Here is a 25,624-nt window from a genome sequence, read left to right on the forward strand (position 1 = left end):
GGAGAATATGAAGACACATTACTATATTGCGGGCGCGCATGTACGCGCATGAAGGGGGAGGGGAAAATAAGGTTCAGACGACAATTGCGTAGCTTTTGCCGGACATCGCCGGTATCTGGAGTTCAAAGAACTTTTGGTCTCTATAACCCGTAGCCTGCCTTTCCATCGTCTTGATTTCATTGTTTATCATTTCCGGGGACGGCGTTGTTATATGGCAGCTCGAACCGGGCCAATATTCGAACCGAATCCACGGCAGGTACAGGGTGCAATCCCGGTTCCCGGACTTTCCCATCAATGGCTTGTCATACGATGGCTGAACCCACTAAAGCCGGCTGTGTTTTTTCACCTTACAAACGGAAAACCGGTCTCTTCCTTCCTCCTTTCATTAGTCGTTGAAACGCCCTGCCGGTGGGGGTTCCGGTAGTGAAGGGGCATCCCCTCACCGCCCCTTCAGCCTCCTTTCATTCGTAAAAAAAGGAATACAATGCCTTTGAACTTTTTCGATAACGATTTCATTTACGCTAAGTGCGTCAAAACGTGGATAATGCTGTCGTTTCGTTCGTAGGGGCGAGGTTCGCTCGCCCGAAAACAGTTTGCTTTGTGTCTTCGGGCAGGCAAACCCTGCCCCTACAGCTGACGATGGGATAGCCCGGTTCAGTTTAGACACACTCCCGATAGCTTAAAGTGAACTGTTCCGGGGCAGACACACGGGTCTGCCCCTACGGAAAACGGTAGGCTCAAAAGATGTGTAACACTATGGGAATTACTGAAGGCAGATTGTGAAGGGACGTGAAAAGCACGGCCGAAAGGAGGATGAGGGGATGTGTTGTCATTCTTAACCGTCTGATAGACAGTGTAATTTGATTAAAATGTAAGGATGAAGGGAGAAGAAGGAAGACCGGCTTAATGAGGGGATAATCCCACCCGCCACTGCATAAAAAACATACCCAGCTTTCTTAAAAGGTGCTGAGGTTTTTTGAAAACATAAAGAGCTCTTTAAAAAACACACCGGGCGCTTTAAAAAACACACCGAGCTTTTTTGAAAACACACCGAGCTCTTTAAAAACACACCGAGCTTTTTCGAAAACACACCGAGCTCTTTCGAAAACACACCGAGCTCTTTAAAAACACACCGAGCTTTTTCGAAAACACACCGAGCTCTTTCGAAAACACACCGAGCTTTAAAAAAAACACACCGAACTTTTTCGAAAACATCAAGGTCTTTTTGCAGCACTCTGTGTGGAATGCCTGTTCTTTTTTAATGTGCATGTACGCATCGGTCTACACATACGATGGCATAAGCCTGCACGGACGTACGCATGAGCCTACACGGACGTACGCATAAGACTACACATTCAACCCTGTTTTACAGAATGAATAAATCAAAAACAGACACTACACGATAACTTATTATAAGATTTATATTACCTTTGCAACCATAAAACGAATCATCCAACTATTTCAAATTATGACCATACATCATCTTGCCATTTGGACTTTCAGACTAGAAGAACTGAAAACATTCTATACCACTTATTTTAAGGGGAAAAGCAATGAAAAGTATATTAACCCTCAAAAAGGATTCGAGTCCTATTTTATTTCTTTTGACGGAGGCGCTACTTTGGAGCTGATGAGCCGCATGGATATCCAGCATACTCCCATAGAGGAAAACAGACTGGGACTGACTCATTTCGCCTTTTCCTTCAATAGCAAAGAAGAAGTACTTCAAACCACGGAATTACTTCGTGCCGAAGGATATACTGTCGCAGGCGAACCGCGGACATCGGGCGACGGATATTTTGAAAGTGTGATACTGGACCCAGACGGAAACCGGATAGAATGTGTTTACAAATAGTAAGAAGATTATTCAAAAAGATTTCAGAAGGGAAAATGCATTAAAATAGAATCAACAGACCCAATAAACAGCATTCAGACACAGACTACACAGAAAAAAGCTCAATGCATCCGTGTAAATCTGTGCCTGGAAATCATGACTAATTAAAATAATACAAAAAGATTGCAATACCTTCCAATGCCTTTTTAGGCTGGTCTTTAATCTCGATGGTAAATTTAATTTCAGCTTTTGCCACACCACGCAGATTCTGCAAAGAATGGAGACTGGCTCTCATGCGTATACTTTGTCCCGACAAGACAGCCTGACCGAACTTCATCTTATCCATTCCATAGTTAATCATCATCTTCAAGTTATTCACTTCTATAATCTGATTCCACATGTGCGGAAGCAAAGAAAGCGTAAGATAACCGTGCACAATCGTGCTCTGATAAGGACTTTCCACCTTTGCACGTTCTGTATCCACGTGAATCCACTGATGATCCAATGTTGCATCGGCAAAAAGATTAATACGTTCCTGAGAAACTTCCACATAGTCGGAAACACCTATTTCCTGCCCTACTAATTTCTCAAAATCTTCATACGAGTTGATTATTACTTTATCCATTATTCTTTATTTATAAGATTAGTCCTTTAACTAAGGACAAAAATAGTAAAAATAGTGCTACCTTTGTTTTTATTCTTCATTAAAAATAAGATAAAGTGGATAGAATTCAATTTTACGAGGTAATATACAGTATCGTCAAGGAGATTCCTGTCGGTTACGTCACGACTTACGGGCAAATCGCTTATTTGGCAGGACAGCCTCAATATGCACGCATGGTAGGCCGGGCCCTGTTCCATGCTCCCGAAGAACGGCATCTCCCCTGCCACCGCGTCGTCAACAGTCAAGGGAGACTGGTCCCAGGATGGCAGGAACAAAAAGAGCTGTTAGAGAAAGAGGGAGTAACTGTCAAAGCCAACGGTTATGTAAATATGAAACTTTATCAATGGCAACCGGAAGAGTATGAATAGCCCTTATTCACAACGGCAATAAGTATTGGCCCCACACCGGCATCTTGGCAAGAGTTGCTCACTCAGTTCATCCCGATAGAACTCATACAGTTGTCTGTGCATTAAATCATATACTTCGGCTACCAGCAGTTCCACCTGGCCCTCGTCATTGCAATAGGTTTGAAAAGAATCATTAAACGAAAAATGCTTCCAGTTTCTCACCACATTATCGAAATCTTTTCTGCTTTCTTCCGCTTCCCGACAAAGCGTTACCACATAATCCCAAGGCTGGTGGCAATACAGTTCCACATCCACAGGTTTTTTATGGGACAAATGATACCCATTTTGTTCCATCACACTGAAAACGGCATCAGGAATACCGTTTCCCGGCAACACTCCTGCCGTAAAAACTTTCATACCTCTTCCGAAAGAAGTCAATATTTCCATAGCCATCCTGCTACGGCAAGCATCATTATTACTGACTATCAATATATTCATCATCATACTCTCTACTTTACTCTTTCTATTACATATATTATAACAATTCCTGTGCCATAAATGTTCGTACCGCATGTGCCAGTACCCGATATCCCGCTCCGGTCAGATGCACATCATCTACCGTCATATCAGGGTTTAGCCGTCCATCCGACAACAGTTGTCCGAATACATCCAGATACACGATATCCGTTCTTTCTATTTTACACTTTATCTTATAGTTCAAAGTGGAGATGAACCGGTTCACAGCCGTACTGTCATCGTAGTCGTTCCGTGGAAAGATGCAGAACAGCAAGGTCTTTCTGGAGGCGATATTCCTCACAGCCTTCACATAACGCTCCACATAGGCATCCATATTCTCATTATTAAGCCGGTAAAGGTCATTTGTGCCGAACTGTATCACTGCATAACAGTCCGACACATCTTTATCAAAAGACTCCACATACTCAAGCCCTTCCCCCGGCCGACCGTAGTTCAAGCATTCCCATTTAGGGAAATACATCTCGAGTGGCCAATAAGCCATGTGGCTATTCCCGATAAACGCAATCTTCGTCTCCATACCCCACTATCTTTTTACCAGTCTGCGCGGAGCACCACTCCAAGAGCATCCCAGACAAAACACCTCATCCATGTCAAACCCCTCTGTCGATACATCTTCATACTTGGGAATCACCTCCCCTTTATCAGATACATAAACCAGCAATCTCTCGCCTGCGGCATTCTTTACATACATGCCGGATATCTTGCACTGCGGACACAATAATTTTCTCATTCCATTCATCTTCATTTAATTTTTATGGATTATTCCATTACCCATTCAAGCTGGTAATACAAAAATAAACAAAGAAGGGATGCATATTGATTATTCCATTTTAATTTTTGTTATCTCGGGACAAATACTCATCTTTGCACCCAAAACAGAAAATAACGACATACAGATATGCTGCATCATTTCACCCGCTCCATTGCCCGCATTGCATTGCCGGCAAAGTTTACATATCCTTTCCACTATACCCCTCACCCTCTCTGTGTGATGGCTGCTGATGAAGTGCAGACCTACTTGCAGCATCAGACGCAATGGCAGGACGAATTGCAACAAGGCAAAATGTTCGGCGTACTGGTCGTACAAACCCAAGAGGGAGAAATCGGTTATCTGGCTGCTTTCTCGGGCATTCTGGCCGGAAAGAATATCCACCCTTATTTTGTCCCTCCCATTTACGATTTACTCCAACCGGACGGATTCTTTAAGAGAGAGGAAGAGCACATCTCCACCATCAACCGCCGCATACGTGAGTTGGAAGAGGATACCTCGTATCGGGAATGCCGGCAAGCATTGGAAGAAGAAACGGCACGATGCAACCGGGCTCTTTCACAGGCCAAAGCCGAACTGAAGGCTGCCAAGGAACTGCGCGACCACCGCCGTCAGACAGAGCGGCTGAGCGAGTCCGAACAGGCCACCATGATTCGCGAAAGCCAGTTTCAAAAGGCCGAACTAAAACGTCTGGAACGTACCCTGAAAGAGCACCTGTCCTCTTTACAAAAGGAGAAGGACACTTATACCTCCCGGATAGAAGCATTAAAAAATGAACGTAAAAGCCGTTCCGCCGCTTTGCAACAGCAGCTGTTTGAGCAATTCCGCCTGTTGAATGCCCGGGGAGAAGTGAAAGACTTGTGTAGCATCTTTGCCCACACCGTCCATAAGATTCCTCCTGCCGGTGCCGGCGAATGTGCCGCCCCCAAACTATTGCAATACGCCTACTCCCACCATTACCATCCTGTGGCAATGGCGGAGTTCTGGTGGGGTGCTTCCCCCAAAGCAGAGATACGGCATCACGGCCACTATTATCCGGCTTGCAAAGGGAAATGCGAACCCATCTTGGGACACATGCTCCAAGGGCTGGAAGTAGAAGCAAATCCATTGTTGGAAAACAATCACCGGACAACAGCGCTTGATATAGTCTATGAAGACAATAGTCTTTTAGTAGTCAACAAGCCGGCGGGTATGTTATCCGTACCCGGAAAAGGAGAGCTTGATTCCGTCTACAGCCGCATACACAGTCTCTACCCGGATGCCACCGGCCCGCTGGTAGTCCATCGTCTGGACATGGCCACCTCCGGCCTTCTGCTTATTGCCAAAACGAAAGAGGTGCATCAAAACCTGCAAGCCCAGTTCAGCAACCGCAGCATCAAGAAACGCTATGCCGCTCTTCTGGAAGGTATAGTGCCCGATGAGGAAGGAACGATTGACCTCCCTTTGTGTTTAAATCCTTTAGACCGTCCCCGCCAGATGGTGGACAAAGAACATGGGAAACCTGCTGTCACACGTTACCGGGTGATTGCCCGAACGGAATCACAAACGCTTGTCGCCTTTTATCCTCTCACCGGACGCACTCATCAACTGCGGGTTCATTCGGCCCATCCCCTCGGACTCCGATGCCCCATCAGGGGAGACGAACTCTATGGTAGCAAGGCCGACAGGCTCTACCTGCATGCTGAGTCACTGGAGTTTATCCACCCTGTCAGCAAGGAAAAAGTAACTATCGAGGTAAAAGCCGACTTTACGCAGCAGTGGCCACCCCAGCCGAAGGTGGGACTATCCGTCTGATTCTTCTATATACATAGATAAAGGCCGGAATCAGAAACAAGTCGGCAAAAATCCATGCGGTGGGGTCGCCGAAGCAAACGGCAAGATATCCCCATGCCGGCACAGCAAACAGACTGACCAGCGTGCGGGCAATCATTTCCGATACTCCCGAAAGCATTGCCAGATTGGTGTATCCGGCTCCCTGAATGGTATAGCGCAGAATGCAAAGCAGTCCCAATACCGGAAAGAAGGTCACCGATATATGCAGGAACAGTTCGGTATCTTTCAGAATCTCCAGCTCGGATGCCTCTACAAACAGCAAGGCGAAGGTCTTTGCTCCCAACAAGAGTACCACGAACATAAAAGCGCAGTAAATCAGCATCATCCATCCGCTTGCCTTGATACCCGCCCAGATTCGTTCGGGTTTGCCCGCCCCATAGTTCTGCCCGCTATACGTTGCCATTGCGATGCCCAGACTTTCCAATGGGCACATACAGAACATCTTGATGCGCATGGCCGCCGTGAATGCTGCCACACAAGCCGTACCCAATGCATTGTTGGCGCTTTGAAGCATGATGCTGCCAATAGCGGTAATGGAAAACTGCAACCCCATCGGCACACCAATATATAATAAGGTACGGGCCAATGACGATTGGAACTTACGCTCGGCAGCAGTGGCTTTCAGTATTTCAAACTTACGCATCATATAAAAATAGCACAACCCCGCCGACACCCCTTGCGAGATAACCGTGGCAATGGCAGCTCCCATCACTCCCCAACCCAATACGAGGATGCAGAACAAATCCAGCAACACATTCAGCACCGTAGAAAACAGCAGGAACCAGAATGGCGTTTTACTGTCGCCCAATGCCCTGATAATACTGGACAATAAGTTATAAAAGAATGTGCAGGGCACTCCTATAAAGGTCACAAGCAGATAATAATACGCATTTTGGAAAATCGTTTCGGGGGTACGCATCGCTTTCAGAATATCAGCACAAAAGAGACTGGTTACAATCGCTATCACAACCGACATCACCACAGCCAGTTGCAGACTGACCGACACCAGCCGCCGCATCGTGCTGTAGTCTCGCGCACCAAACTTCTGTGCCACCGGGATGCCGAATCCCCCGCAACATCCGTTACAAAAGCCAAGAATCAGAAAAACAACCGAAGTACTGGCTCCCACGGCAGCCAAATCATTGATACCCAAGAACTGTCCGACAATCGCCGCATCGACCAGCGAATAAGTCTGCTGAAGCAAATTTCCCAATAATAACGGCAGCGCAAAATTAAAAATCAAAGGGAACGGCCGTCCTGATGTCATCTCTTTAGAAGTTGCCATAAAAGTATAAGTATTGTAAATCGTGCGTAAAGATAGATGATATTCCACAATTATATGTATTTTTGCAGCCGCATTTAAACAGATAATCTCAATTACATGACACATATCAAGAGCCGCATCACCCGCGAAAAGAAAATAGTTGAACTGATGATTCGCCTCTATTGTAAAAGTAAGGAAGGACACAAAGAGCTGTGTCCCGAATGTCAGGCTTTACTGGAATATGCCCACACGCGTCTGGACCGTTGTCCTTTCGGAGAGAAAAAATCCACCTGCCGCCTGTGCACCGTCCACTGTTACAAGCCCGGGATGCGAAAACGGATGCAGGAAGTCATGCGCTATGCAGGGCCCAGAATGATGCTTCATCATCCCATAGCAGCCATCCGCCACTTGGTGGAAGAATTATATACAGCAAGAAAAAATTAAGTATTCCGCAAAAACAAAATCAGGTTTTCTTTAGTTGAAAAATAGGGGCGTTGTGGATTTTTTCTACACTTGTAGGATGGATTCCACACCTTCCCACTCAATATCATTGTCTATAAATCATTGATTATGAACAAGAAAAGCACCGGGCAGTCACATGGCACGCTGCTTGTAGTTCTGTTTGTGGCATCTTAACATTAACAAATTAAGGTATGAAACATTTTTTTACACACAAAGAAATCACGCTGAAAAAGAAGAGAACAGCGATTGCAGTCATAGGTATTGGACTAGTATTAGGTATTTATTTTATAGTATCGCGTCGGCCGGCGCACCAACAGGAAATTCCGGTAGTAACCATAGAACCGGTCACACGTGAAGATGTTGAAATCTATGGCGAATATGTAGGCCGCATACGTGCCCAGCAGTTTGTCGAGGTGCGTGCCCGCGTAGAAGGTTACCTCGAACAGATGCTTTTTGCCGAAGGAACCTATGTCACCAAGAATCAGGTACTTTTTGTTATCAATCAGGAACAATACCGTGCCAAGGCCGACAAAGCCCGTGCCCAGTTAAAGAAAGATGAAGCACAGGCACTGAAAGCCAAGCGCGACTTGGAACGTATCCGCCCACTGTATGAGCAGAATGCTGCCAGCCAGTTGGATTTGGACAACGCCATCGCTGCTTTCGAAACGGCCGAAGCCTCTGTAGCCATGAGTCAGGCCGACCTCGACCAAGCCGAACAGGAGTTGGGATACACCATTGTCCGTTCTCCGTTGGCAGGCCACATCAGTGAGCGCCATGTCGACCTCGGAACACTGGTCGGTCCGGGTGCCAAATCGCTTTTGGCCACTGTCGTAAAGAGTGACACCGTACTTGTGGATTTCAGCATGACCGCCCTCGACTATCTGAAGAGTAAGGAGCGCAACGTAGAGCTCGGCCGTAAAGACTCCACCCGCTCATGGCAACCTAATATCACCGTTACGCTGGCCGACAACACCGTCTATCCTTTCAAGGGACTGGTAGACTTTGCCGAGCCGCAGGTAGACCCCCGAACCGGTACATTCTCTGTTCGTGCCGAGATGCCCAACCCCGAACGTGTACTGCTTCCGGGACAGTTCACCAAAGTAAAACTCCTGCTTGACGTAAAAGAGCATGCCGATGTCGTTCCTCTGAAGTCTGTCATCATCGAAAAAGGCGGAGCCTATATCTACGTCATGCGCAAAGACTCCACCGTAGAGAGACGTTTCATCGAGCTAGGTCCCGAGTTCCAGAATAATGTAGTGGTGGAAAGAGGTCTTGCCGCCGGAGAACTGATTGTCACCGAAGGATACCACAAGTTGAATCCGGGCATGAAGGTCAGAGTCAGTGATGCCGTAGAAAGCAAAAAGCCGGAGGAAACCCTGTAAAGGGGAAGTTACACATTCCAAATAAAAAACATCATGAAAGTAAGTTTCTTCATAGACAGGCCTGTATTTTCGGCTGTCATCTCTATATTGATTGTCATCGTGGGTATCATCGGACTCAGTATGCTTCCCATCGACCAATATCCGCAAATCACCCCGCCGGTGGTGAAAATCAGCGCCTCTTATCCGGGTGCCAGTGCCCTGACCGTATCGCAGGCGGTTGCTACTCCCATCGAACAGGAGTTGAACGGTACTCCGGGCATGCTTTATATGGAGTCCAACAGTTCCAACTCAGGAGGGTTCTCCGCCACCGTTACCTTTGATATCTCGGCCGATCCCGACTTGGCGGCAGTAGAAATACAAAACCGACTGAAACTGGCGGAATCCCGCCTGCCTGCCGAGGTGGTGCAAAACGGTATCTCTGTAGAAAAACAGGCAGCCAGTCAGCTGATGACCATCTGTCTCACCTCCACCGACCCGAAGTTCGATGAAATCTACCTAAGCAACTTTGCCACGCTGAACGTGCTTGACCTGATTCGCCGTATCCCCGGCGTAGGCCGTGTATCCAATATCGGCAGCCGTTATTACGCCATGCAGATATGGGTACAACCCGACAAGCTTGCCAACTTCGGACTGACGGTGGCCGACCTTCAAAACGCATTGAAAGACCAGAACCGCGAATCGGCAGCCGGCGTATTGGGACAACAGCCTGTGCAGGGATTGGATGTCACCATCCCCATCACCACTCAGGGACGTCTGTCCACTGTCAGCCAGTTTGAAGAAATCGTGGTACGCGCCAACGCCGATGGTTCCATCATCCGCTTACGCGATGTGGCACGTATCTCACTGGAGGCACAGTCCTACAACACCGAGAGTGCCATCAACGGCGAGAACGCTGCTGTACTTGCCATCTATATGCTGCCGGGGGCCAATGCCATGGAGGTAGCCCAAAAGGTAAAAGAGGCCATGGAAGAAATCAGCAACAACTTCCCCGAAGGAATGAGCTATGAAATTCCTTTCGATATGACCACCTATATTTCAGAGTCTATCCACGAGGTATACAAGACCTTGTTCGAGGCCCTGATACTGGTTATCGCCGTCGTATTCCTGTCTCTGCAGAACTGGCGTGCAACGGTCATCCCGCTGGTTGCCGTGCCTATCTCATTAATCGGTACTTTCGGTTTCATGCTGATATTCGGCTTCTCACTCAATATCCTTACTTTGCTGGGACTTGTACTCGCCATCGGTATTGTGGTAGACGACGCCATTGTAGTGGTGGAAAATGTGGAACGCATCATGGAAGAAGAGCATCTCTCTCCCTATGAAGCCACCAAGAAGGCCATGGAAGGATTGACAGGTGCCATCATCGCCACTTCGCTGGTATTGGCTGCGGTATTCGTCCCCGTCAGCTTCCTCGGAGGAATCACCGGGCAGCTCTATCGCCAGTTCACCGTGACCATTGTCGTGTCTGTACTGCTGTCTACGGTAGTCGCCCTCACACTGAGCCCCGTGATGTGTTCGCTCATCATGAAGCCCAAAGACCCGAATAAGAAACTGAACATTGTGTTCCGCCGCATCAACGAATGGCTAAGTGTAGGCAACCGGAAATATGTGAAAGTCATTTCGCGTTTGGTGCAGCATCCACGCCGTGTGCTCAGCGGATTCGGTATGGTACTGATTGCCATCCTGCTCATCCACCGTTTTATCCCCACCAGCTTCCTCCCCATCGAGGATCAGGGATATTTCAAGATTGAGTTGGAATTACCCGAAGGCGCAACACTGGAGCGCACCCGCATCGTGACGGAACGTGCCGTGGACTATCTGATGCAACAGCCCGCAGTAGAGTATGTACAGAGCGTAGCCGGCAGCAGTCCCCGGGTGGGAAGCAGCCAGGCACGCAGTGAGCTTACCGTCATCCTCAAGCCGTGGGAAGAACGCGGAGAACAGACCATCGACGAAGTCATGGCACAGGTCAAGAAAGACCTGAACGAATATCCCGAGTGCAAAGTCTATCTCTCCACACCTCCCGTCATCCCCGGTCTGGGTAGTTCGGGCGGTTTCGAGATGCAGCTCGAAGCACGCGGAGAAGCCACTTTCGACAACTTGGTGCAGGCCACGGATACATTGATGTACTACGCCTCGAAACGCAAAGAGCTGTCGGGACTTTCGTCCGCTCTTCAGGCAGACATTCCCCAACTCTACTTCGATGTCGACCGTGACAAAGTGAAGTTTGCCGGCGTACCTCTGGCGGATGTATTCTCCACCATGAAAGCCTACACGGGTTCTGTATATGTCAATGACTTTAATATGTTCAACCGCATCTACCGTGTGTATATTCAGGCGGAGGCCCCCTATCGCGAGCACAAGGAGAACATCAACCTGTTCTTTGTGAGAGGTGCCGACAATGCCATGATTCCGCTGACGTCACTGGGAACCACATCCTACACCACCGGCCCGGGAAGCATCAAGCGCTTCAATATGTTCAACAGCTCCGTGATTCGCGGTGAAGCCGCCGACGGTTACAGTTCCGGTCAGGCGATGGAAATTATGGAACAGATTGCCCGCGAGCACCTGCCCGACAATATCGGTGTGGAATGGAGCGGACTTTCCTATCAGGAAAAACAGGCAGGAGGCCAGACAGGAATCGTCTTGGGACTGGTATTCATGTTTGTATTCCTCTTCCTTGCCGCCCTTTACGAAAGTTGGATGGTCCCGGTTGCTGTCCTGCTCTCTCTGCCGGTGGCAGCGCTGGGTGCCTATCTGGGTGTGTTGGGATGCGGATTGGAAAATGATGTATATTTCCAGATTGGGCTTGTCATGCTGGTGGGTCTGGCAGCCAAGAATGCCATTCTGATTGTGGAGTTCGCCAAAGAGCAGGTAGATCACGGTGCAGATGTGGTTCAAGCCGCCCTTCATGCCTCCCAGCTCCGTTTCCGTCCCATCCTGATGACCTCACTGGCATTCATCCTCGGCATGCTGCCCATGGTCATCGCCAGCGGTCCGGGCTCTGCCAGCCGCCAGGCCATCGGTACAGGCGTCTTCTTCGGAATGATTTGCGCCGTGACAGTGGGCATCCTGCTGGTGCCGTTCTTCTTTGTCCTGATTTATAAGATGAAAGCAAAAATGAAACGCTAATAATTGAAGAGTTATGAAATTGAAATATACATTATTATATATAGCTGCTGCAACGCTCACATTCAGTTCCTGCCAGATAGGGAAACACTATACGCGTCCCGAACTGCATTTGCCGGAGCAACTAGACTCTACCCAACAGGATACGCTCACCATTGCCGAAATGCAGTGGTGGGAAATCTATACCGACACCACGCTTCAAAAGTTGATTGACAAGACACTGGAGCACAACAAAGATATCAAGATAGCCGCAGCCCGCGTCAAGGAACTGGCTGCCATGAAACGAATTGACTTTGCCAATCTCTTTCCGCAACTGAACGGGAGCGTGTACACTCAGAAAGAGGCTTCCAACTACGGAGGCGACAAATACAGCAACGACCCCGAGACAGGAGCCAAAGCCACTGTCAGCTGGGAAGTGGACTTATGGGGCAACCTCCGTTGGGCAAAAGACAAGAGCATGGCCGACTTTTTGGGAAGCATAGAGGCACAACGTGCACTGAAGATGAGCCTGATAGCAGAAGTTGCTCAATCTTATTTCGAACTGGTGGCGCTCGATAATGAGCTGGCTATCGTCAAGCAGACCCTGAATGCGCGTCAGGAAGGTGTCCGCCTCGCCAAACTCCGTTTCGAGGGTGGTCTCACTTCCGAGACTTCCTATCAGCAGGCACAAGTGGAATATGCCCGCACCGCCACATTGGTCCCCGACCTGGAACGCAAAATCTCCATCAAGGAAAACGACATCGCTTTTCTGGCGGGAGAATATCCCGGACGTATTCAGCGTTCCATCATGCCCGACGAAGTGAAATTGCCCGAAAGTCTCCCCATCGGCCTGCCGTCCACTTTATTGAAACGTCGTCCCGATGTGCGTCAGGCCGAACAGAAGTTGATTGCTGCCAATGCCGCTGTAGGCATCGCCTATACCAACATGTTTCCGAAATTATCGCTCACGGCACAATACGGACTAGAGAGCGAGGAAATGTCTGACCTGCTGAAGTCGCCCATCCACTATCTGAGTGCCAACCTGCTCGGTCCCATCTTTGCCATGGGTAAGAACCGCGCCATCGTAAAGGCTAAAAAGGCCGCCTACGAACAAGAGTGCTACAGTTACGAGAAATCTGTGCTGACCGCTTTCAAGGATGCCCGCAATGCGATTGTCGATTTCAACAAGATAAAGGAAATCTATGAATCACGGTTGCAGTTGGAACGTTCTTCCAAAACCAACATGGAACTGGCGCAATTGCAGTATATCAACGGAGTGATTGGTTATTTGGATGTGCTTGATGCACAGCGTAGCTATTTTGATGCGCAAATAGGATTGAGCAATGCCGTCAGAGACAAACAAATCACCATGGTGAGACTCTATAAAGCCTTGGGAGGAGGATGGCAATAAAGTCACTGTATCCGGGCGGTTATTTACCGCCCAGACAGTTGACCACGTCTTTTTCCCGCTCTTTGGGAATCACTGTCAGATTCACCAGCTTTCCCCCTTTCCATTCCGCCTCCACGGTTGTCTTGCCCGGAGCATGCAGTTTGAAGTGCACATCCCACTCGCGAGGCCATGCCGGGAAAAGCAGAAGTTTTCCATTCACCTCCTGCAACAGCATCTCCTGCATCCCCATCATACCGCTGTTCCCTTCATTCAAATCGGGCGTCCATGCATCATTAGTCTGCCGGAAAGCAGGGAAACGATAAGGGCCGTCGGAGAGTCTTTCCAAAGTCAACCCGGATGCCTGGTCCGTCAGTCCCAGACAGGCTGCCCACACATTGTCCAGCTTCTCTCTGCCCTGCGCACGGCTCTGCTGCACCTCCCTGCCATGCAGATAAGTATTGCGTGCCGTCTCCAGTCCTTCCCTGCCCACTCCATATATTCTCCACGGAAAGACAGGCAACAACTGAGGTATGCCGGTATCGCCTGTCCGCTCCCACACTTCAGCCGGAAAAATCATCTCTTTTCCATCCTCTGTGCGCATGGGAATGGCAGGAATACGCGCCAGCATATCGGGCTTGCGTCCATAGGCTTCCAGCACCGAACGGAGTGCGGCAATGGTCGAAGACGGATTGTAGGCCATCTTATAGGTAGCCCCTGCCGAAGCCGGATACAACACCAACTTGCCTTTTCCGTCCAAATCGCTGTAGCCACGGCGAGCTGCCATGCCGCGATAATAGGTGTCGAAGAAATTCAGCGAGCCCTCTATCAGCGGAATGTACCGGCTGATGTCCACACTGTCATAGCGCACGGCATCCAGCATCATGCGGCATGTCTGCAACACGCCGTCCCATTCATACTCTAAAGAAGGATGATACTCCCGCCCCTTATCAAAACCTTCGGGACGGTTCAGTCCATACGCCACCGGATTCACCAGGCCGAAATTTTCCATCTCTTCGCTAAAACAGGCTCCGGAGTATCCCCAATACACCTGCGAACGGAGTTGCGCCACCGGCAACAGGCGATGGTAGCACTCAAACAAGGTTTTCATCAGGTCGGTATCTCCGTTTTTCAGCATCGGCCAATAGGCCATCGCCATCTCGTGTGCCGTCAGCGTACCCGCCCCTCCCTTTCGGTAGTCGGGGGTGAGTTGCGAGTCGCGTCCGGTAGTCGAAGGGTCGAACGTAAACAGTCCTCCGTTGGGCTTTGCCGGCCATTGTCCGAACGCATTGCAGGCTGCCATATAGCGATACAGGTCATAGTTGCGTGCAGCATGGGCCGCTTCTCCTTCCGCCCGCACGAAACTGCGTTGCCAAAACTCATTCCACCAACGGCGGCTCGCCTCTTTGTCCTTTGCCGCATGCAGTTCCTTTTCCGTCTTCTCCAGTCCGGCTTCCCAGTCAGCCACGGCAGCAGTCTGTGCCGCATGCAGGGTGATTCTGAAAGACTGTCTGTTAGCGGGTTTCCTGCTTTTATAAATCCATGCCTCATACTCCGTCCCGCAGTAATGCCCCCGGCGTGTGCCGCTGAATATCAAGTCGCCCGAAATGCGGCCTCCGAATATCAAATCTCTCAGCGGGTTGTATAAATGAGAAGCCTCGCTTTCCAGGCCTTGCTGCTTTATGGCGGCATCGACAACAGTATGCGAGGCATTTCGATGGAAAAAAGTCAGATTCTCTTCCCCCACCAGGATGGAGTCGTGTGCGGTGACCGCCGTTCCGGGCCATTCTCCCGCATAGGAGCACTGCCGCCCCTCCTCCCGGTTCATCACCCGGTCCGTCGTCCTCCAGCTTTCATAATTGACACGCATGGATGTCACTTCTTTGGTTTCCACCTCCACGTGCACCACAGGGTGGAACACATCCACCCAGATATGCATCTGTCCTACCGGAGTGGTAACGGAAACATATCCGTCTTTCAGGTGAAGTATCTGGCGGAAATCACTCCGGCCGGTAAACGGATTGGGGGTAAGCCGAATACGGAAACGCCCCTGTTTCAACAGCGTGTTGTTTTCGTCGAATGAACCGCTGCGGCACAGATAGAAGAGGACATCATCGTCCTCTACCCACACATTCATGCCGATATCTCCACCGCCGCAAGGCATGGAGCCGGATGAATTCCGGCTTTGGCTGTTCCATACCATATCGGCAGGTTGTCCCCACAAGGCCGTACTTCTGAGGAGCCAGACAAACAATAACGTAAAAAAAACCTTCATATCTTATTTTTATTATCTCCTAGTATACCGCAGAAGCGATAATCTGGATAAAGAGTATCAGCACCACCATAGCTATCGGATAGACTGTAGCGTATGCCACACTCGGAATATTGCTGTCCACCATCGAGTCGGCAGCGGCAAGTCCCGGGGTACTGGTCATACCGCCCGTAATGGTACCCAACAAGTCCAGCAGACTAATCTTGAATACCAACCGCCCCACCAGAACGGCTATCAGCATAGGCACAAGGGTAATGGCGGCTCCCACTCCGAACAGCAGCATACCGCTTTCCTCAAATGTGGCCACGAGATTCTTTCCTGCCGATGTTCCCACTTCCGCCAGGAACAGCAGCAAACCCAACTGGCGCAACAGCTGGTTAGCAGGCCCCGACATAGACCACAGGATAGGCCCTGTCTTGCCCACAGCGCTCAGCACCAATGCCACCATCAGCACGCCTCCCGTCAGTCCCGGAGAGAAAGAAAGTCCGCCGGGGAAAGAAAGATTCAGCTTACCGAACAACACGCCCAGCACGATACCCATAGCAATGGGGAAAAAGTCCGTATCAGACAACTGTTTGGCATTATTGCCCAACAAACGTGCCACGCCTCTCAATCCTTCCTTCTCGCCCACCACCATCAGTTTGTCACCAAACTTCAGTTCCAGTTCGGGCGACGGAGAAAGGTCGATACCGCTTCGGCGAATACGAGTCACCGTACAACCGAAGTTGCGTTGCAGGTTCAAGTCTCCCAACTGCTTGTTTATCATATCTTTCTTAGTCAGCAACAATGACTCTATCTCTTGTGTATGGTCTAGTGGCAATTCCCCTTCCTGGCGTTCGCCCACCAGCACCGCAAACTGCTGCAACGCCTCCTCGCTACCCACCGCCTGCACATAGTCTCCTTCCTGCAACAGCGTTCCGGCCTTCGGCATCAGAATCTCTTCTTCGTGCTTCACACGCGACACCACCGCCCCTGTCATGGCACGCGCATTAATCTGTGCCAGTGTCCGTCCGAACACGGCACGGTTTGTCACACGGAAAATGCAAGTACCCAACTCGGGGAAACTGCCGCGACGCTCCGCCTCCAGCCTGCGTGCCTCCTTATCCAAATCCACACGCATAATCTTCGGCAACAGTTTCACAAACAAAATCACACCGATGACACCAAACGGATAAGCGATACCGTAGGCTATGGAAGCCAAAGGCGAATTGGTGCTGTCAATAGCCACCGCAAGTCCCGGAGTACTGGTCAGCGCTCCCGCTATCAAGCCCACCACACTAGGCGTATCTATGTCAAAAGCATATTTCAGCCCCACCGCTGTCAGACTGGCCGACAGAATGATGAGTACGGTCAGGATAATCAGTGTCTTTCCCTTGCTCCTGAAGGAATCGAAAAATCCCGGTCCTGCCTGTATACCAATCGTAAAGATGAAAAGCACCAGACCGAAGTTTCCTAACTCCTTGGGAATGATAACGCCGAAATGCCCGAACAGCAACGCAATAAAAATAACGGCCGACACATCCAGCGACAGCCCTTTAATCTTGATTCTTCCCAACATGAAGCCCAGCGCCACGATGAGGAAGAGCGAGAAATAAGAGGATTTTAATAGGTCAATTAACATGTTTTTATAAGATTAGTTTGTAATTGCAAAGATAAGTAAAAAAACAGATGCCTTCCAAGCGTTTCTCCATGAATAAATTGCATTTGTAATGAAATAAAGAGCCGCCTTATTTTTTATAATACAAGACTTTTTCTATATTTCCCAAGTAGTAAAGAATATTTTTAAATATTATCGCAAAATTAACGTTTATATAAAAAAAGCAAAGAAGAATTTGTTAATGCGGTTATTAATGTATAACTTTGCCCCCGCATAAAAGAGGTTACGTCAAAAGTGGGAATTACAGCCATCTGAGACAACTTCCGACAAAATAAAGATTATCTAACATATAATTGTAGCTACCCCGAACAGCCTTCAATACATGACAGAAGGAAGGGGCTAAGGAAAAGTAAAAACATGATACAGGTTCAAAGATTTAACAAAGCATTAAAATCGGCAGTGATCATAGGGGATTTAGCCATTTTGAACATCCTTTTTGTTTCACTGTATATCTTATGGACTACTTATTTAGAACAAAAAGTATTTAACGGAACACTACCCCAGATTCTGGTTCTTTTCAGTTTGTGCTATTTTGCCTGCACCATTTCGAGAGGCATCATCCTGCACCGTCGCGGCGTACGTGCCGATCAAGTGGTGCAACACAGTCTGCGCAACATGTTCTATTTTATACTACTGTCCATGGCTACTTTCACCCTGGCAGATTTCGGTGAATACTCCCATTCTTTTTTTATCATTTTTTATCTGTTATTTGCCATCTGCCTCATTTGCTACCGGCTGGCCTTCCGCTCCAGCATTAAAATATACAGAAGGCGCGGAGGCAACTCACGCACGGCAGTCTATATGGGAAGCACGGAGAACATGGCAGAGCTTTATCACGAGATGACCAGCGACCCCACCAGCGGATACCGCGTAATCGGTTATTTCGATTCCGTCCCCAACGAAAATTTCCCGGCCTCCTGTCCTTATCTGGGCAAGCCTGAAGAAGCCATCGACTATCTGAAACTCCACCGTGTGGAGCAGCTCTATTGCAGCCTCCCCTCTTCCATGGGCAGCTGCATTGTGCCGGTCATCAATTATTGCGAAAACAATCTGGTACATTTCTACAGTGTGCCCAATGTGCGCAACTACCTTCACCACCGCATGAGCTTCGGTCTGATAGGCAGTGTGCCCATCCTGCGGCTGCACGAAGAGCCCCTCAGCAGTTTTGAGAACAGGATGATAAAACGCACCTTCGACTTCCTTTTCTCACTCTTGTTCCTCTGCACCCTTTTCCCTGTCATTTTCCTGATAGTCAGTGCAGTAATCAAGACCACCTCACCGGGTCCCATCTTCTTCAAGCAGAAAAGAAACGGACTGAACGGCAAAGAATTCTGGTGCTATAAATTCCGCTCGATGAAGGTAAACAAGGATGCGGACAAGGTGCAGGCCACCATCAATGACCCGCGCAAGACAAAGTTCGGCAACTTTATGCGCAAGACCAACATCGACGAGCTTCCCCAGTTCATCAATGTGTTGCTGGGCGACATGTCCATCGTCGGTCCTCGTCCCCACATGCTGAAACATACGGAAGAATACTCTCAGCTGATTAATAAATACATGGTGCGCCACTTTATCAAGCCGGGCATCACAGGCTGGGCGCAAGTGACCGGCTTCCGCGGAGAGACCCGCGAACTGAGTCAGATGGAAGGACGCGTGAAAGCGGACATCTGGTATATGGAACATTGGACGTTCATGCTCGACCTCTACATTATTTATAAGACAGTGGCGAATGCACTCCGTAAAGACAAACAAGCTTATTAACTAATCAAAGATAAAACATAAAAAACGAATAGACAAATGAAAAAGATGAATTATGCCTTGCTGGTTCTCCTTGCCTTCGTATTGGCAGGCTGTTCCGCTTACAAACAAGTCCCTTATTTGCAAGCATCCGAGTTTCTGGACACTTCCAGCCAGAACACTCCCCTTTATGATGCCCGCATCATGCCCAAGGACTTGCTGACCATCACGGTCAATACTACGGACCCGGAAACAGCAGCACCATTCAACCTCACCGTAGCTACTGCCGTCAGCAACCAGAACAGAAGCCTGACCAGCCAACCCGTATTGCAGCAATACCTGGTAGACAACAACGGCAACATCGACTTCCCCGTATTAGGTACCCTGCACATCGGCGGACTGACCAAGAGCGAAGCTGAGAACCTGATTAGAGAAAAGCTGAAGACCTATATCACGGAAGCACCCATCGTCAACGTGCGCATGGCCAACTATAAAATCTCCGTCATGGGAGAAGTCACCAAACCCGGCACATTCGTCATTACCAACGAAAAAGTAAACCTGTTTGAAGCGCTTGCCATGGCCGGAGACATGACCATCTACGGACAGCGTGACAATGTGAAACTCATCCGCGAGAATGCACAGGGACACCGTGAAATCATCCCCCTGAACATGAACGACGCAAGCATCGTGCTGTCTCCCTATTACTACCTGCAGCAGAACGATGTGATTTATGTCACCCCCAACAAGACCAAAGCCAAGAATGCCGGCATCAGTAACAGTACCACCATCTGGTTCTCCATTGTGGGTACCCTCGTGTCACTGGCCAGCCTTATTGTAACTATTTCCCGATAAAACAACCTGATTTCATTATGAAAGAAAATTTATACGACGACCTTTATACCGAACAAGAAGAACAGGTGGACTACAAAGCCCTCTTCTTCAAATACCTCATTCACTGGAAATGGTTTGTTGCCAGCATCGTGGTATGCCTGATAGGAGGATGGATTTATCTGCACTACACCACACCGGTGTATAGCATTACCGGCTCTGTCATTATCAAGGACAACAAGAAAAACAGTAGTGCCAGCAGCGGACTGGGCGATTTGGAAGACCTCGGTTTCTACTCGTCCACCAGCAACTTCGACAATGAAGTGGAAGTGCTGCACTCACGCACCCTACTGAAGAAAGTGGTGGAGGAACTGGACCTGTATATCAACTACAGAACCCGTGAGAACCTCCGTCCTATAGAACTCTACAAGGACACACCGGTAAAAGTGTGGCTCACTCCCGAGGAGGCGGAAAAACTGCCCGGCGGCGTAGCAGTCATCGAAATGACAGTGAAACCCGGAAGCAAACTGAGTGTCAACACAGAAATAGACGAACAAGAATTCACACAGGAGTTTGAAAAGCTCCCTGCCCTGCTCACCACCCCCTACGGTACATTCAGCTTCACTCCCGGCGATTCGACAGCCATTGAAAAGGAACAGACCATCACCGTCACCGTGGCAGCCCCACGCATCGTAGCAGACAAATATGCGAATGCCCTTTCGGTGGAACCGACCTCCAAAACCACGACGATTGCCCAAATCTCTTTGGAGAACACCAGCCCCCAACGCGGAGTGGACTTCATCAACAAGCTGATAGAAATCTATAACCGCGATGCCAACGACGACAAGAATGAAGTGGCCAGCAAGACTGCCGAGTTCATCGACGAGCGTATCAAAATCATCAACGGAGAGCTGGGAACCACTGAAAAGGAACTGGAAACCTTCAAGCGCGATGCCGGACTGACCGACCTGAAGAGTGACGCACAACTGGCACTCAGCGAGAACTCCGAATACGAAAAGAAACGTGCCGAGAACAGCACACAGCTCCGCTTGGTGCAATTCCTGGCAGAATATGCCAATAACCCCGACCATGCCTACGAAGTATTGCCGGTCAACGTAGGTCTGACGGATACCGGGCTGACCGAGCTCATCAACCGCTACAATGAAATGCTGCTGGAGCGCAAGCGCCTCCTCCGCACCTCTTCGGAAAGCAACCCTGTGGTGGTGAATCTGGATGCCAGCATCCGCGCCATGCGCAGCAATGTGCAGACCACCATCCTGAGCGTGCAGAAAGGACTGATGATTACCAAAGCCGACCTTGAACGCCAGGCAGGAAAATACGCCGGACGAATTACCAGCGCACCGGGCCAAGAACGCCAGTTGGTGAGCATCTCGCGCCAACAGGAAATCAAGGCGGGACTGTACCTCATGCTGTTGCAGAAACGCGAAGAGAACGCCATTACACTGGCTTCTACCGCCAACAACGCCCGCATTGTGGACGAGGCACAAGCCGGTCTGCTGCCCGTCTCTCCCAAAGGCAAGCTCATCTACCTGATTGCCTTTGTTCTGGGAATCGCCATCCCGGTGGGCATCATTTATATCATCGAACTGCTGAAGTACAAGATAGAAGACCGCTCGGATGTAGAGAAACTGACTACCGTACCCATCATCGGTGATATTCCCGCATCAGACAACATGCCGAAAGAAGGCTCGGTCGTGGTACACGAAAACCAGAACGACATGATGGCCGAAACCTTCCGCAATGTCCGTACCAACGTGCAGTATATGCTAGGCAGCAACCAGAAGGTGGTACTGCTTACCTCTACCACCAGTGGCGAAGGAAAGTCGTTTGTATCTGCCAACCTCGCCATCAGCTTTGCCCTGCTAGGCAAGAAAGTGGTCATCGTGGGACTGGATATCCGCAAGCCGGGACTGAACAAAGCCTTCCAGATGTCGCACAAGGCAGACGGTATCACCCGCTACCTTGCCGACCCGGAACACACCGACCTGATGTCGTTGCTGCAACAGTCCAATGTCACCCCCAACCTCTACATCCTGCCCGGTGGCGCCATCCCTCCCAACCCGACAGAGCTGGTGGCACGCGACTCGCTGGTACAGGCTATCGACCGGTTGAAAAAGGAATTCGACTACGTGATACTCGATACCGCCCCTATCGGCATGGTGACCGACACCCAACTGATTTCGCGTGTGGCAGACATGAGCATTTATGTATGCCGTGCCGGATATACGCCCAAAGCAGGCTATCTGTTTATCAATGAACTGAGAGACCTGAAGAAGTTGCCCAACCTGTGCACCATTATCAACGATGTGGACATCAAAACCAAGAAGTACGGATATGGCACGTATGGCAAATACGGCTATGGAAGAACCTACGGATACGGTTATGGATACGACGAAAAAAGTAAATAAATAAGATTTCAAGATTTAGTTACATAATAGATAACTATAAAATCCCCTTCCCGCAATGTTAATTATTTAACATAACGGAAGGGGATTTGTGTTTATCCAAGCATAAACTATACAAATATTTTACTCATATAATTTACTTGTCACCTCAAAACAGGGACATTCCTTCACCCACTCCTCAGGGCTGATGCGTCCGTCTCCGTTGCGGTCGGGACTAAAATCCCGATGTCCGCACACCCGGCAACCGGGATAATCCATCAACAGCGTGCGAATCAGCACCCTCAAGGAGTGTTTCTGCCATTCGGTGCGCGTATCTGCAGGACGATAACGGGCATCCAGTCCGCCTTCATAGCAAATGCCGATGCTGCACGCATTGTAACCCAGCGCATGCGCCCCCGGCTTCTCTAGGGAGCGCGTATTCTTAATATCCCCATTCTTGCGGATATAGAAATGATAGCCCGCCCCATTGAATCCACGGCGCCGATGGCACACCTCCAAGTCATTTTCAGTAAAGTCCCTATCCGCACGTGTGGCGGAACAGTGGACTACAATCAGGTTAATCTCTCTCATTCTTTCTTCTCTTGGCTCTGAGGAGCAGCATAATACACTCCAAAATTTTAATAATCAAGTTTTTCATATTTCCTCCTTTTTAAAATGATTAAAACTCTATTCCGAAACGATTTCCGAGGGATGTGTCAAAACGTTTATAATGCTCTCATTTTATTAGTAGAGGCGAGGTTCGCTCACCCCCCAATAGACCATTTTAGTTTTGACACCCCCTCAGAGGTTAGCCCTCGTTTACACCGGAGACTTCCTCTTTAGGCTTATCATCATCCTTCTTAGGCAGCTTGTTCACCTTGCTGAACGACAACGCCGTTAGCATGCCGCTCAACGCCAGTCCGGGACGGAAATTGATACGCGCCTTATTAATCATGGAAACATCATACTTGTCTTCGGAATCGGCCCCCTTGCCGCTCACACCAATCTGAAACGTGCCCAAATCCGCCAGACGTACAATCTCACCTGCGCTCAGCGCCTCCACAATGACATCTTCCAACGCTGTGAGCACTGCCGCCACATCAGCACGCGTCACGGTACAGGTTCTCTGAATTCGTTCCGACATCTCGCGGACTGTAACATCACCGCTGGCCTGAGCCTGAGCATAGAAACGGACTCCCGCTTCGGGTTCCTGCGGGTTTTTACGAGGTACAACTGAATAAGATACTGACTTTGACATAATCTTCTAATTTTTAATGGTTTATACTGATATCTTCGAAATCTCAAGTACCGGTTACTCTGTGATTACATGACAAAGATACGACGGTGTGAGAAGCCATTGTCGGGCTTCGTCGGAGCTGGTGGAGAAAGGTAACGAATGGTCATGAAAACTTGCTTTCAATGAGAGCATTTGAGAAACATCGACTCCACCTCTAAAAAAACAGACCACACCGAATGCCTTTTCCATATAAATCATTATCTTTGTCCGTTGTAGAAACACAGAAAACATAATGGGCAAGTTTATCAATCCGTTCACCGATTACGGCTTCAAGAAAATATTCGGTCAAGAAGTATCCAAGGAGTTGTTAATCGAGTTCTTAAATGATTTATTGGAGGGAGAACGGGTGATAACCGACCTTACCTTTCTGAACAATGAGCAGTTGCCCGAGTATCCGGGAGAGCGTATTGCCATCTATGACATCTTCTGCACCACAGACACGGGCGAGAAGATAATCGTGGAGATGCAAAACCGCTCCCAGGTCTATTTCAAGGAACGTGCTCTGTATTACCTTTCTCATGCCATTGTCCGTCAGGGCGTGAAGGGAGAGGGTTGGAAGTTTGATATAAAAGCGGTGTACGGAGTCTTCTTCATCAATTTCCTGTTGGACGAGAACCATAAGTTGCGCACCGATGTTATATTGACCGACCGCGAGACCGGAAAATTATTTTCGGACAAACTGAGGCAAATCTTTATCGCGTTACCCCTGTTTAATAAGACAGAAACAGAGTGCGAAACAGATTTTGAACGTTGGATATTTGTATTAAATAACATGGAAACATTGAATCGTATGCCTTTTAAAGCTCAGAAAGCCGTATTTGAGAAGTTGGAAGAGATTGTCGATGTCCATTCTCTCTCCGAAGAAGACCGCGTGCGCTATGAAAATAGTGTGAACGCTTACCGTGATTATTTGGCTACCATCGACTATGCAGCAAAGAAAGGCAGTGAAGAAGGTTTTGAAGAAGGTTTTAAAGAAGGACGGCGAGAAGAAAAATTGAAAATGGCCCGCAACCTGAAATCTTTGGGAATGACCTCTGAACAAATCATGCAAGTCACCGGCCTTTCCCTTACAGAAATCGAATCCCTATAACCGACTTTCCCCATTTGCCACGAGAAAGACTTACCCCCCAAAAACACCCATACATCATTCGGAGAAGGGTGTGTCGAAACTCTCATAAACTAAAAGTCACCCTCGCCACAGGTAGTTGTAGCGAGGGGGATTTCAATAAAAGGGGAGTTTTGACACATCTCTCAACGTCTTCCCAAAAGGATGGAACATGTCGAAACAAACCTCACTAATCATTTGATAATCAGACATTTTATTACTATCTTTATATCAGAAAACAATAAGTAACCATAGTAAAAAAAATAATGAAGAAAGAAGAAGAAACATTCGCCATCCGCACTTATGACAAGGCAGAACTGGCATCCCTCTATTGCCCCGGACGCGAACCTGGAGCCGCCCTGCAGAACCTCTACCGCTGGATACAGCGTATCCCCCGCCTGACGGAAGAACTCAACGCCACAGGCTACAACAAATACCGCCATTGCTACCTGAAGCAAGAAGTGGAAATCATCGTGAAATACTTGGGAGAACCTTAGCGGAAAAGAGAGCCGCGAAAGAAATGCAGCGCAAAAACGCACTAAAGTGTTTTCGGAAAACTCTTCCGGCTTTCAGGAAAAGACTATTGTGTTTGGGAAAAAGACCTTGATGTTTTTCGAAAACATCAAGGTCTTTTTTTCAGGATGAATGCATTCTTCAGGGTGAATGCTATCGGGACAAATGATGCTATCGGGACAAATGATGCTATCGGGACAAATGATGCTATCGGGACAAATGA

Annotated in this window: 21 protein-coding genes; 12 read left to right on the forward strand and 9 right to left on the reverse strand. The window is 48.8% G+C overall.

The genetic code is table 11. The features are described from left to right. The first annotated feature begins 1,468 nt into the window (after positions 1-1,468). Positions 1,469-1,855, forward strand: a complete 387-nt coding sequence (locus QYT14_RS09725) for a VOC family protein (protein WP_288325305.1) — start codon at positions 1,469-1,471, stop codon at positions 1,853-1,855. 139 nt (positions 1,856-1,994) lie between these two features. Here the strand turns inward: QYT14_RS09725 and QYT14_RS09730 are convergent, their stop codons facing one another. Beyond that, entirely contained in the window at positions 1,995-2,459 is a 465-nt protein-coding gene (locus QYT14_RS09730; protein WP_237040646.1) for a MaoC family dehydratase, read from the reverse strand. Between the two features lie 95 nt (positions 2,460-2,554). On the opposite strand from QYT14_RS09730, the gene QYT14_RS09735 reads away from it, so the two are divergent. Further along, entirely contained in the window at positions 2,555-2,866 is a 312-nt protein-coding gene (locus tag QYT14_RS09735; protein ID WP_288325306.1) for an MGMT family protein, read from the forward strand. A 3-nt stretch (positions 2,867-2,869) separates the two neighbouring features. On the opposite strand, the gene QYT14_RS09740 is transcribed toward QYT14_RS09735, so the two are convergent. The 3 genes from QYT14_RS09740 to QYT14_RS09750 are packed head-to-tail and all read right to left on the reverse strand — an operon-like array spanning position 2,870 to position 4,112. Further along, positions 2,870-3,346: a hypothetical protein gene (locus tag QYT14_RS09740; protein WP_288325379.1), complete on the reverse strand. Its 477-nt coding sequence runs from the start codon at positions 3,344-3,346 to the stop codon at positions 2,870-2,872. Positions 3,347-3,380: 34 nt separating this feature from the next. Further along, a complete protein-coding gene (locus QYT14_RS09745) occupies positions 3,381-3,899 on the reverse strand; it encodes a GDSL-type esterase/lipase family protein (protein ID WP_237040644.1) in 519 nt (172 codons plus the stop codon). Positions 3,900-3,905: 6 nt separating this feature from the next. Next, the gene (locus QYT14_RS09750; protein WP_237040643.1) at positions 3,906-4,112 is read right to left on the reverse strand and encodes a hypothetical protein; all 207 of its coding nucleotides are present in this window, start codon (positions 4,110-4,112) and stop codon (positions 3,906-3,908) included. Between the two features lie 168 nt (positions 4,113-4,280). Between QYT14_RS09750 and QYT14_RS09755 the strand changes: the two genes are divergently transcribed. Next, positions 4,281-5,945 carry an RluA family pseudouridine synthase gene (locus QYT14_RS09755; protein ID WP_288325307.1) on the forward strand — a complete coding sequence of 555 codons (1,665 nt, stop codon included), beginning with the start codon at positions 4,281-4,283 and terminating at the stop codon, positions 5,943-5,945. Here the strand turns inward: QYT14_RS09755 and QYT14_RS09760 are convergent. Next, positions 5,899-7,269, reverse strand: a complete 1,371-nt coding sequence (locus tag QYT14_RS09760; protein ID WP_237040649.1) for an MATE family efflux transporter — start codon at positions 7,267-7,269, stop codon at positions 5,899-5,901. The genes QYT14_RS09755 and QYT14_RS09760 overlap by 47 nt on opposite strands. 96 nt (positions 7,270-7,365) lie before the next feature. On the opposite strand from QYT14_RS09760, the gene QYT14_RS09765 reads away from it, so the two are divergent. From QYT14_RS09765 to QYT14_RS09780, 4 genes are all read left to right on the forward strand, one after another. After that, entirely contained in the window at positions 7,366-7,692 is a 327-nt protein-coding gene (locus QYT14_RS09765) for a nitrous oxide-stimulated promoter family protein (protein WP_288325308.1), read from the forward strand. A 209-nt stretch (positions 7,693-7,901) separates the two neighbouring features. Next, a complete protein-coding gene (locus QYT14_RS09770) occupies positions 7,902-9,092 on the forward strand; it encodes an efflux RND transporter periplasmic adaptor subunit (RefSeq protein WP_237040640.1) in 1,191 nt (396 codons plus the stop codon). A gap of 33 nt (positions 9,093-9,125) precedes the next feature. Beyond that, the gene (locus QYT14_RS09775) at positions 9,126-12,224 is read left to right on the forward strand and encodes a multidrug efflux RND transporter permease subunit (RefSeq protein WP_237040639.1); all 3,099 of its coding nucleotides are present in this window, start codon (positions 9,126-9,128) and stop codon (positions 12,222-12,224) included. A gap of 13 nt (positions 12,225-12,237) precedes the next feature. Further along, entirely contained in the window at positions 12,238-13,611 is a 1,374-nt protein-coding gene (locus tag QYT14_RS09780; protein ID WP_288325309.1) for an efflux transporter outer membrane subunit, read from the forward strand. Between the two features lie 19 nt (positions 13,612-13,630). On the opposite strand, the gene QYT14_RS09785 is transcribed toward QYT14_RS09780, so the two are convergent. Next, positions 13,631-15,862, reverse strand: a complete 2,232-nt coding sequence (locus QYT14_RS09785; RefSeq protein WP_288325310.1) for a DUF5703 domain-containing protein — start codon at positions 15,860-15,862, stop codon at positions 13,631-13,633. Positions 15,863-15,881: 19 nt separating this feature from the next. After that, positions 15,882-17,480 carry a TrkA C-terminal domain-containing protein gene (locus QYT14_RS09790; protein WP_237040636.1) on the reverse strand — a complete coding sequence of 533 codons (1,599 nt, stop codon included), beginning with the start codon at positions 17,478-17,480 and terminating at the stop codon, positions 15,882-15,884. Positions 17,481-17,873: 393 nt separating this feature from the next. On the opposite strand from QYT14_RS09790, the gene QYT14_RS09795 reads away from it, so the two are divergent. The 3 genes from QYT14_RS09795 to QYT14_RS09805 are packed head-to-tail and all read left to right on the forward strand — an operon-like array spanning position 17,874 to position 22,510. Next, positions 17,874-19,277, forward strand: coding sequence for an undecaprenyl-phosphate glucose phosphotransferase (locus QYT14_RS09795; protein ID WP_288325311.1), 1,404 nt, complete (start codon positions 17,874-17,876; stop codon positions 19,275-19,277). Positions 19,278-19,313: 36 nt separating this feature from the next. Further along, on the forward strand, positions 19,314-20,105 hold the full coding sequence (locus tag QYT14_RS09800; RefSeq protein ID WP_288325312.1) for a polysaccharide biosynthesis/export family protein: 792 nt from the start codon (positions 19,314-19,316) through the stop codon (positions 20,103-20,105). 17 nt (positions 20,106-20,122) lie between these two features. Next, entirely contained in the window at positions 20,123-22,510 is a 2,388-nt protein-coding gene (locus tag QYT14_RS09805) for a polysaccharide biosynthesis tyrosine autokinase (protein WP_288325313.1), read from the forward strand. A 120-nt stretch (positions 22,511-22,630) separates the two neighbouring features. On the opposite strand, the gene QYT14_RS09810 is transcribed toward QYT14_RS09805, so the two are convergent. Next, a complete protein-coding gene (locus QYT14_RS09810; protein WP_288325314.1) occupies positions 22,631-23,077 on the reverse strand; it encodes an N-acetylmuramoyl-L-alanine amidase in 447 nt (148 codons plus the stop codon). Between the two features lie 217 nt (positions 23,078-23,294). After that, positions 23,295-23,744: an HU family DNA-binding protein gene (locus tag QYT14_RS09815; protein ID WP_237040631.1), complete on the reverse strand. Its 450-nt coding sequence runs from the start codon at positions 23,742-23,744 to the stop codon at positions 23,295-23,297. Between the two features lie 271 nt (positions 23,745-24,015). Here QYT14_RS09815 and QYT14_RS09820 point away from each other — a divergent pair, with 271 nt between their 5' ends. Beyond that, positions 24,016-24,873 (forward strand): Rpn family recombination-promoting nuclease/putative transposase, encoded by an 858-nt coding sequence (locus QYT14_RS09820; protein WP_288325315.1) that lies wholly within the window; start codon positions 24,016-24,018, stop codon positions 24,871-24,873. Between the two features lie 281 nt (positions 24,874-25,154). Next, positions 25,155-25,385 (forward strand): DUF4248 domain-containing protein, encoded by a 231-nt coding sequence (locus QYT14_RS09825; RefSeq protein ID WP_237040629.1) that lies wholly within the window; start codon positions 25,155-25,157, stop codon positions 25,383-25,385. Positions 25,386-25,624 lie beyond the last annotated feature (239 nt).

This window comes from uncultured Phocaeicola sp., assembly GCF_948499155.1.
GTDB classification, from domain to species: domain Bacteria; phylum Bacteroidota; class Bacteroidia; order Bacteroidales; family Bacteroidaceae; genus Phocaeicola; species Phocaeicola faecalis.

Coding starts and splice junctions, on each gene's coding strand:
- QYT14_RS09815 (WP_237040631.1), bottom strand. CDS start 23,744: ATGTCAAAGTCAGTATCTTATTCAGTTGTACCTCGTAAAAACCCGCAG.
- QYT14_RS09825 (WP_237040629.1), top strand. CDS start 25,155: ATGAAGAAAGAAGAAGAAACATTCGCCATCCGCACTTATGACAAGGCA.
- QYT14_RS09765 (WP_288325308.1), top strand. CDS start 7,366: ATGACACATATCAAGAGCCGCATCACCCGCGAAAAGAAAATAGTTGAA.
- QYT14_RS09820 (WP_288325315.1), top strand. CDS start 24,016: ATGGGCAAGTTTATCAATCCGTTCACCGATTACGGCTTCAAGAAAATA.
- QYT14_RS09760 (WP_237040649.1), bottom strand. CDS start 7,269: ATGGCAACTTCTAAAGAGATGACATCAGGACGGCCGTTCCCTTTGATT.
- QYT14_RS09755 (WP_288325307.1), top strand. CDS start 4,281: ATGCTGCATCATTTCACCCGCTCCATTGCCCGCATTGCATTGCCGGCA.
- QYT14_RS09800 (WP_288325312.1), top strand. CDS start 19,314: ATGAAAAAGATGAATTATGCCTTGCTGGTTCTCCTTGCCTTCGTATTG.
- QYT14_RS09810 (WP_288325314.1), bottom strand. CDS start 23,077: ATGAGAGAGATTAACCTGATTGTAGTCCACTGTTCCGCCACACGTGCG.
- QYT14_RS09775 (WP_237040639.1), top strand. CDS start 9,126: ATGAAAGTAAGTTTCTTCATAGACAGGCCTGTATTTTCGGCTGTCATC.
- QYT14_RS09780 (WP_288325309.1), top strand. CDS start 12,238: ATGAAATTGAAATATACATTATTATATATAGCTGCTGCAACGCTCACA.
- QYT14_RS09805 (WP_288325313.1), top strand. CDS start 20,123: ATGAAAGAAAATTTATACGACGACCTTTATACCGAACAAGAAGAACAG.
- QYT14_RS09725 (WP_288325305.1), top strand. CDS start 1,469: ATGACCATACATCATCTTGCCATTTGGACTTTCAGACTAGAAGAACTG.
- QYT14_RS09740 (WP_288325379.1), bottom strand. CDS start 3,346: ATGATGAATATATTGATAGTCAGTAATAATGATGCTTGCCGTAGCAGG.
- QYT14_RS09750 (WP_237040643.1), bottom strand. CDS start 4,112: ATGAGAAAATTATTGTGTCCGCAGTGCAAGATATCCGGCATGTATGTA.
- QYT14_RS09745 (WP_237040644.1), bottom strand. CDS start 3,899: ATGGAGACGAAGATTGCGTTTATCGGGAATAGCCACATGGCTTATTGG.
- QYT14_RS09730 (WP_237040646.1), bottom strand. CDS start 2,459: ATGGATAAAGTAATAATCAACTCGTATGAAGATTTTGAGAAATTAGTA.
- QYT14_RS09785 (WP_288325310.1), bottom strand. CDS start 15,862: ATGAAGGTTTTTTTTACGTTATTGTTTGTCTGGCTCCTCAGAAGTACG.
- QYT14_RS09770 (WP_237040640.1), top strand. CDS start 7,902: ATGAAACATTTTTTTACACACAAAGAAATCACGCTGAAAAAGAAGAGA.
- QYT14_RS09790 (WP_237040636.1), bottom strand. CDS start 17,480: ATGTTAATTGACCTATTAAAATCCTCTTATTTCTCGCTCTTCCTCATC.
- QYT14_RS09795 (WP_288325311.1), top strand. CDS start 17,874: ATGATACAGGTTCAAAGATTTAACAAAGCATTAAAATCGGCAGTGATC.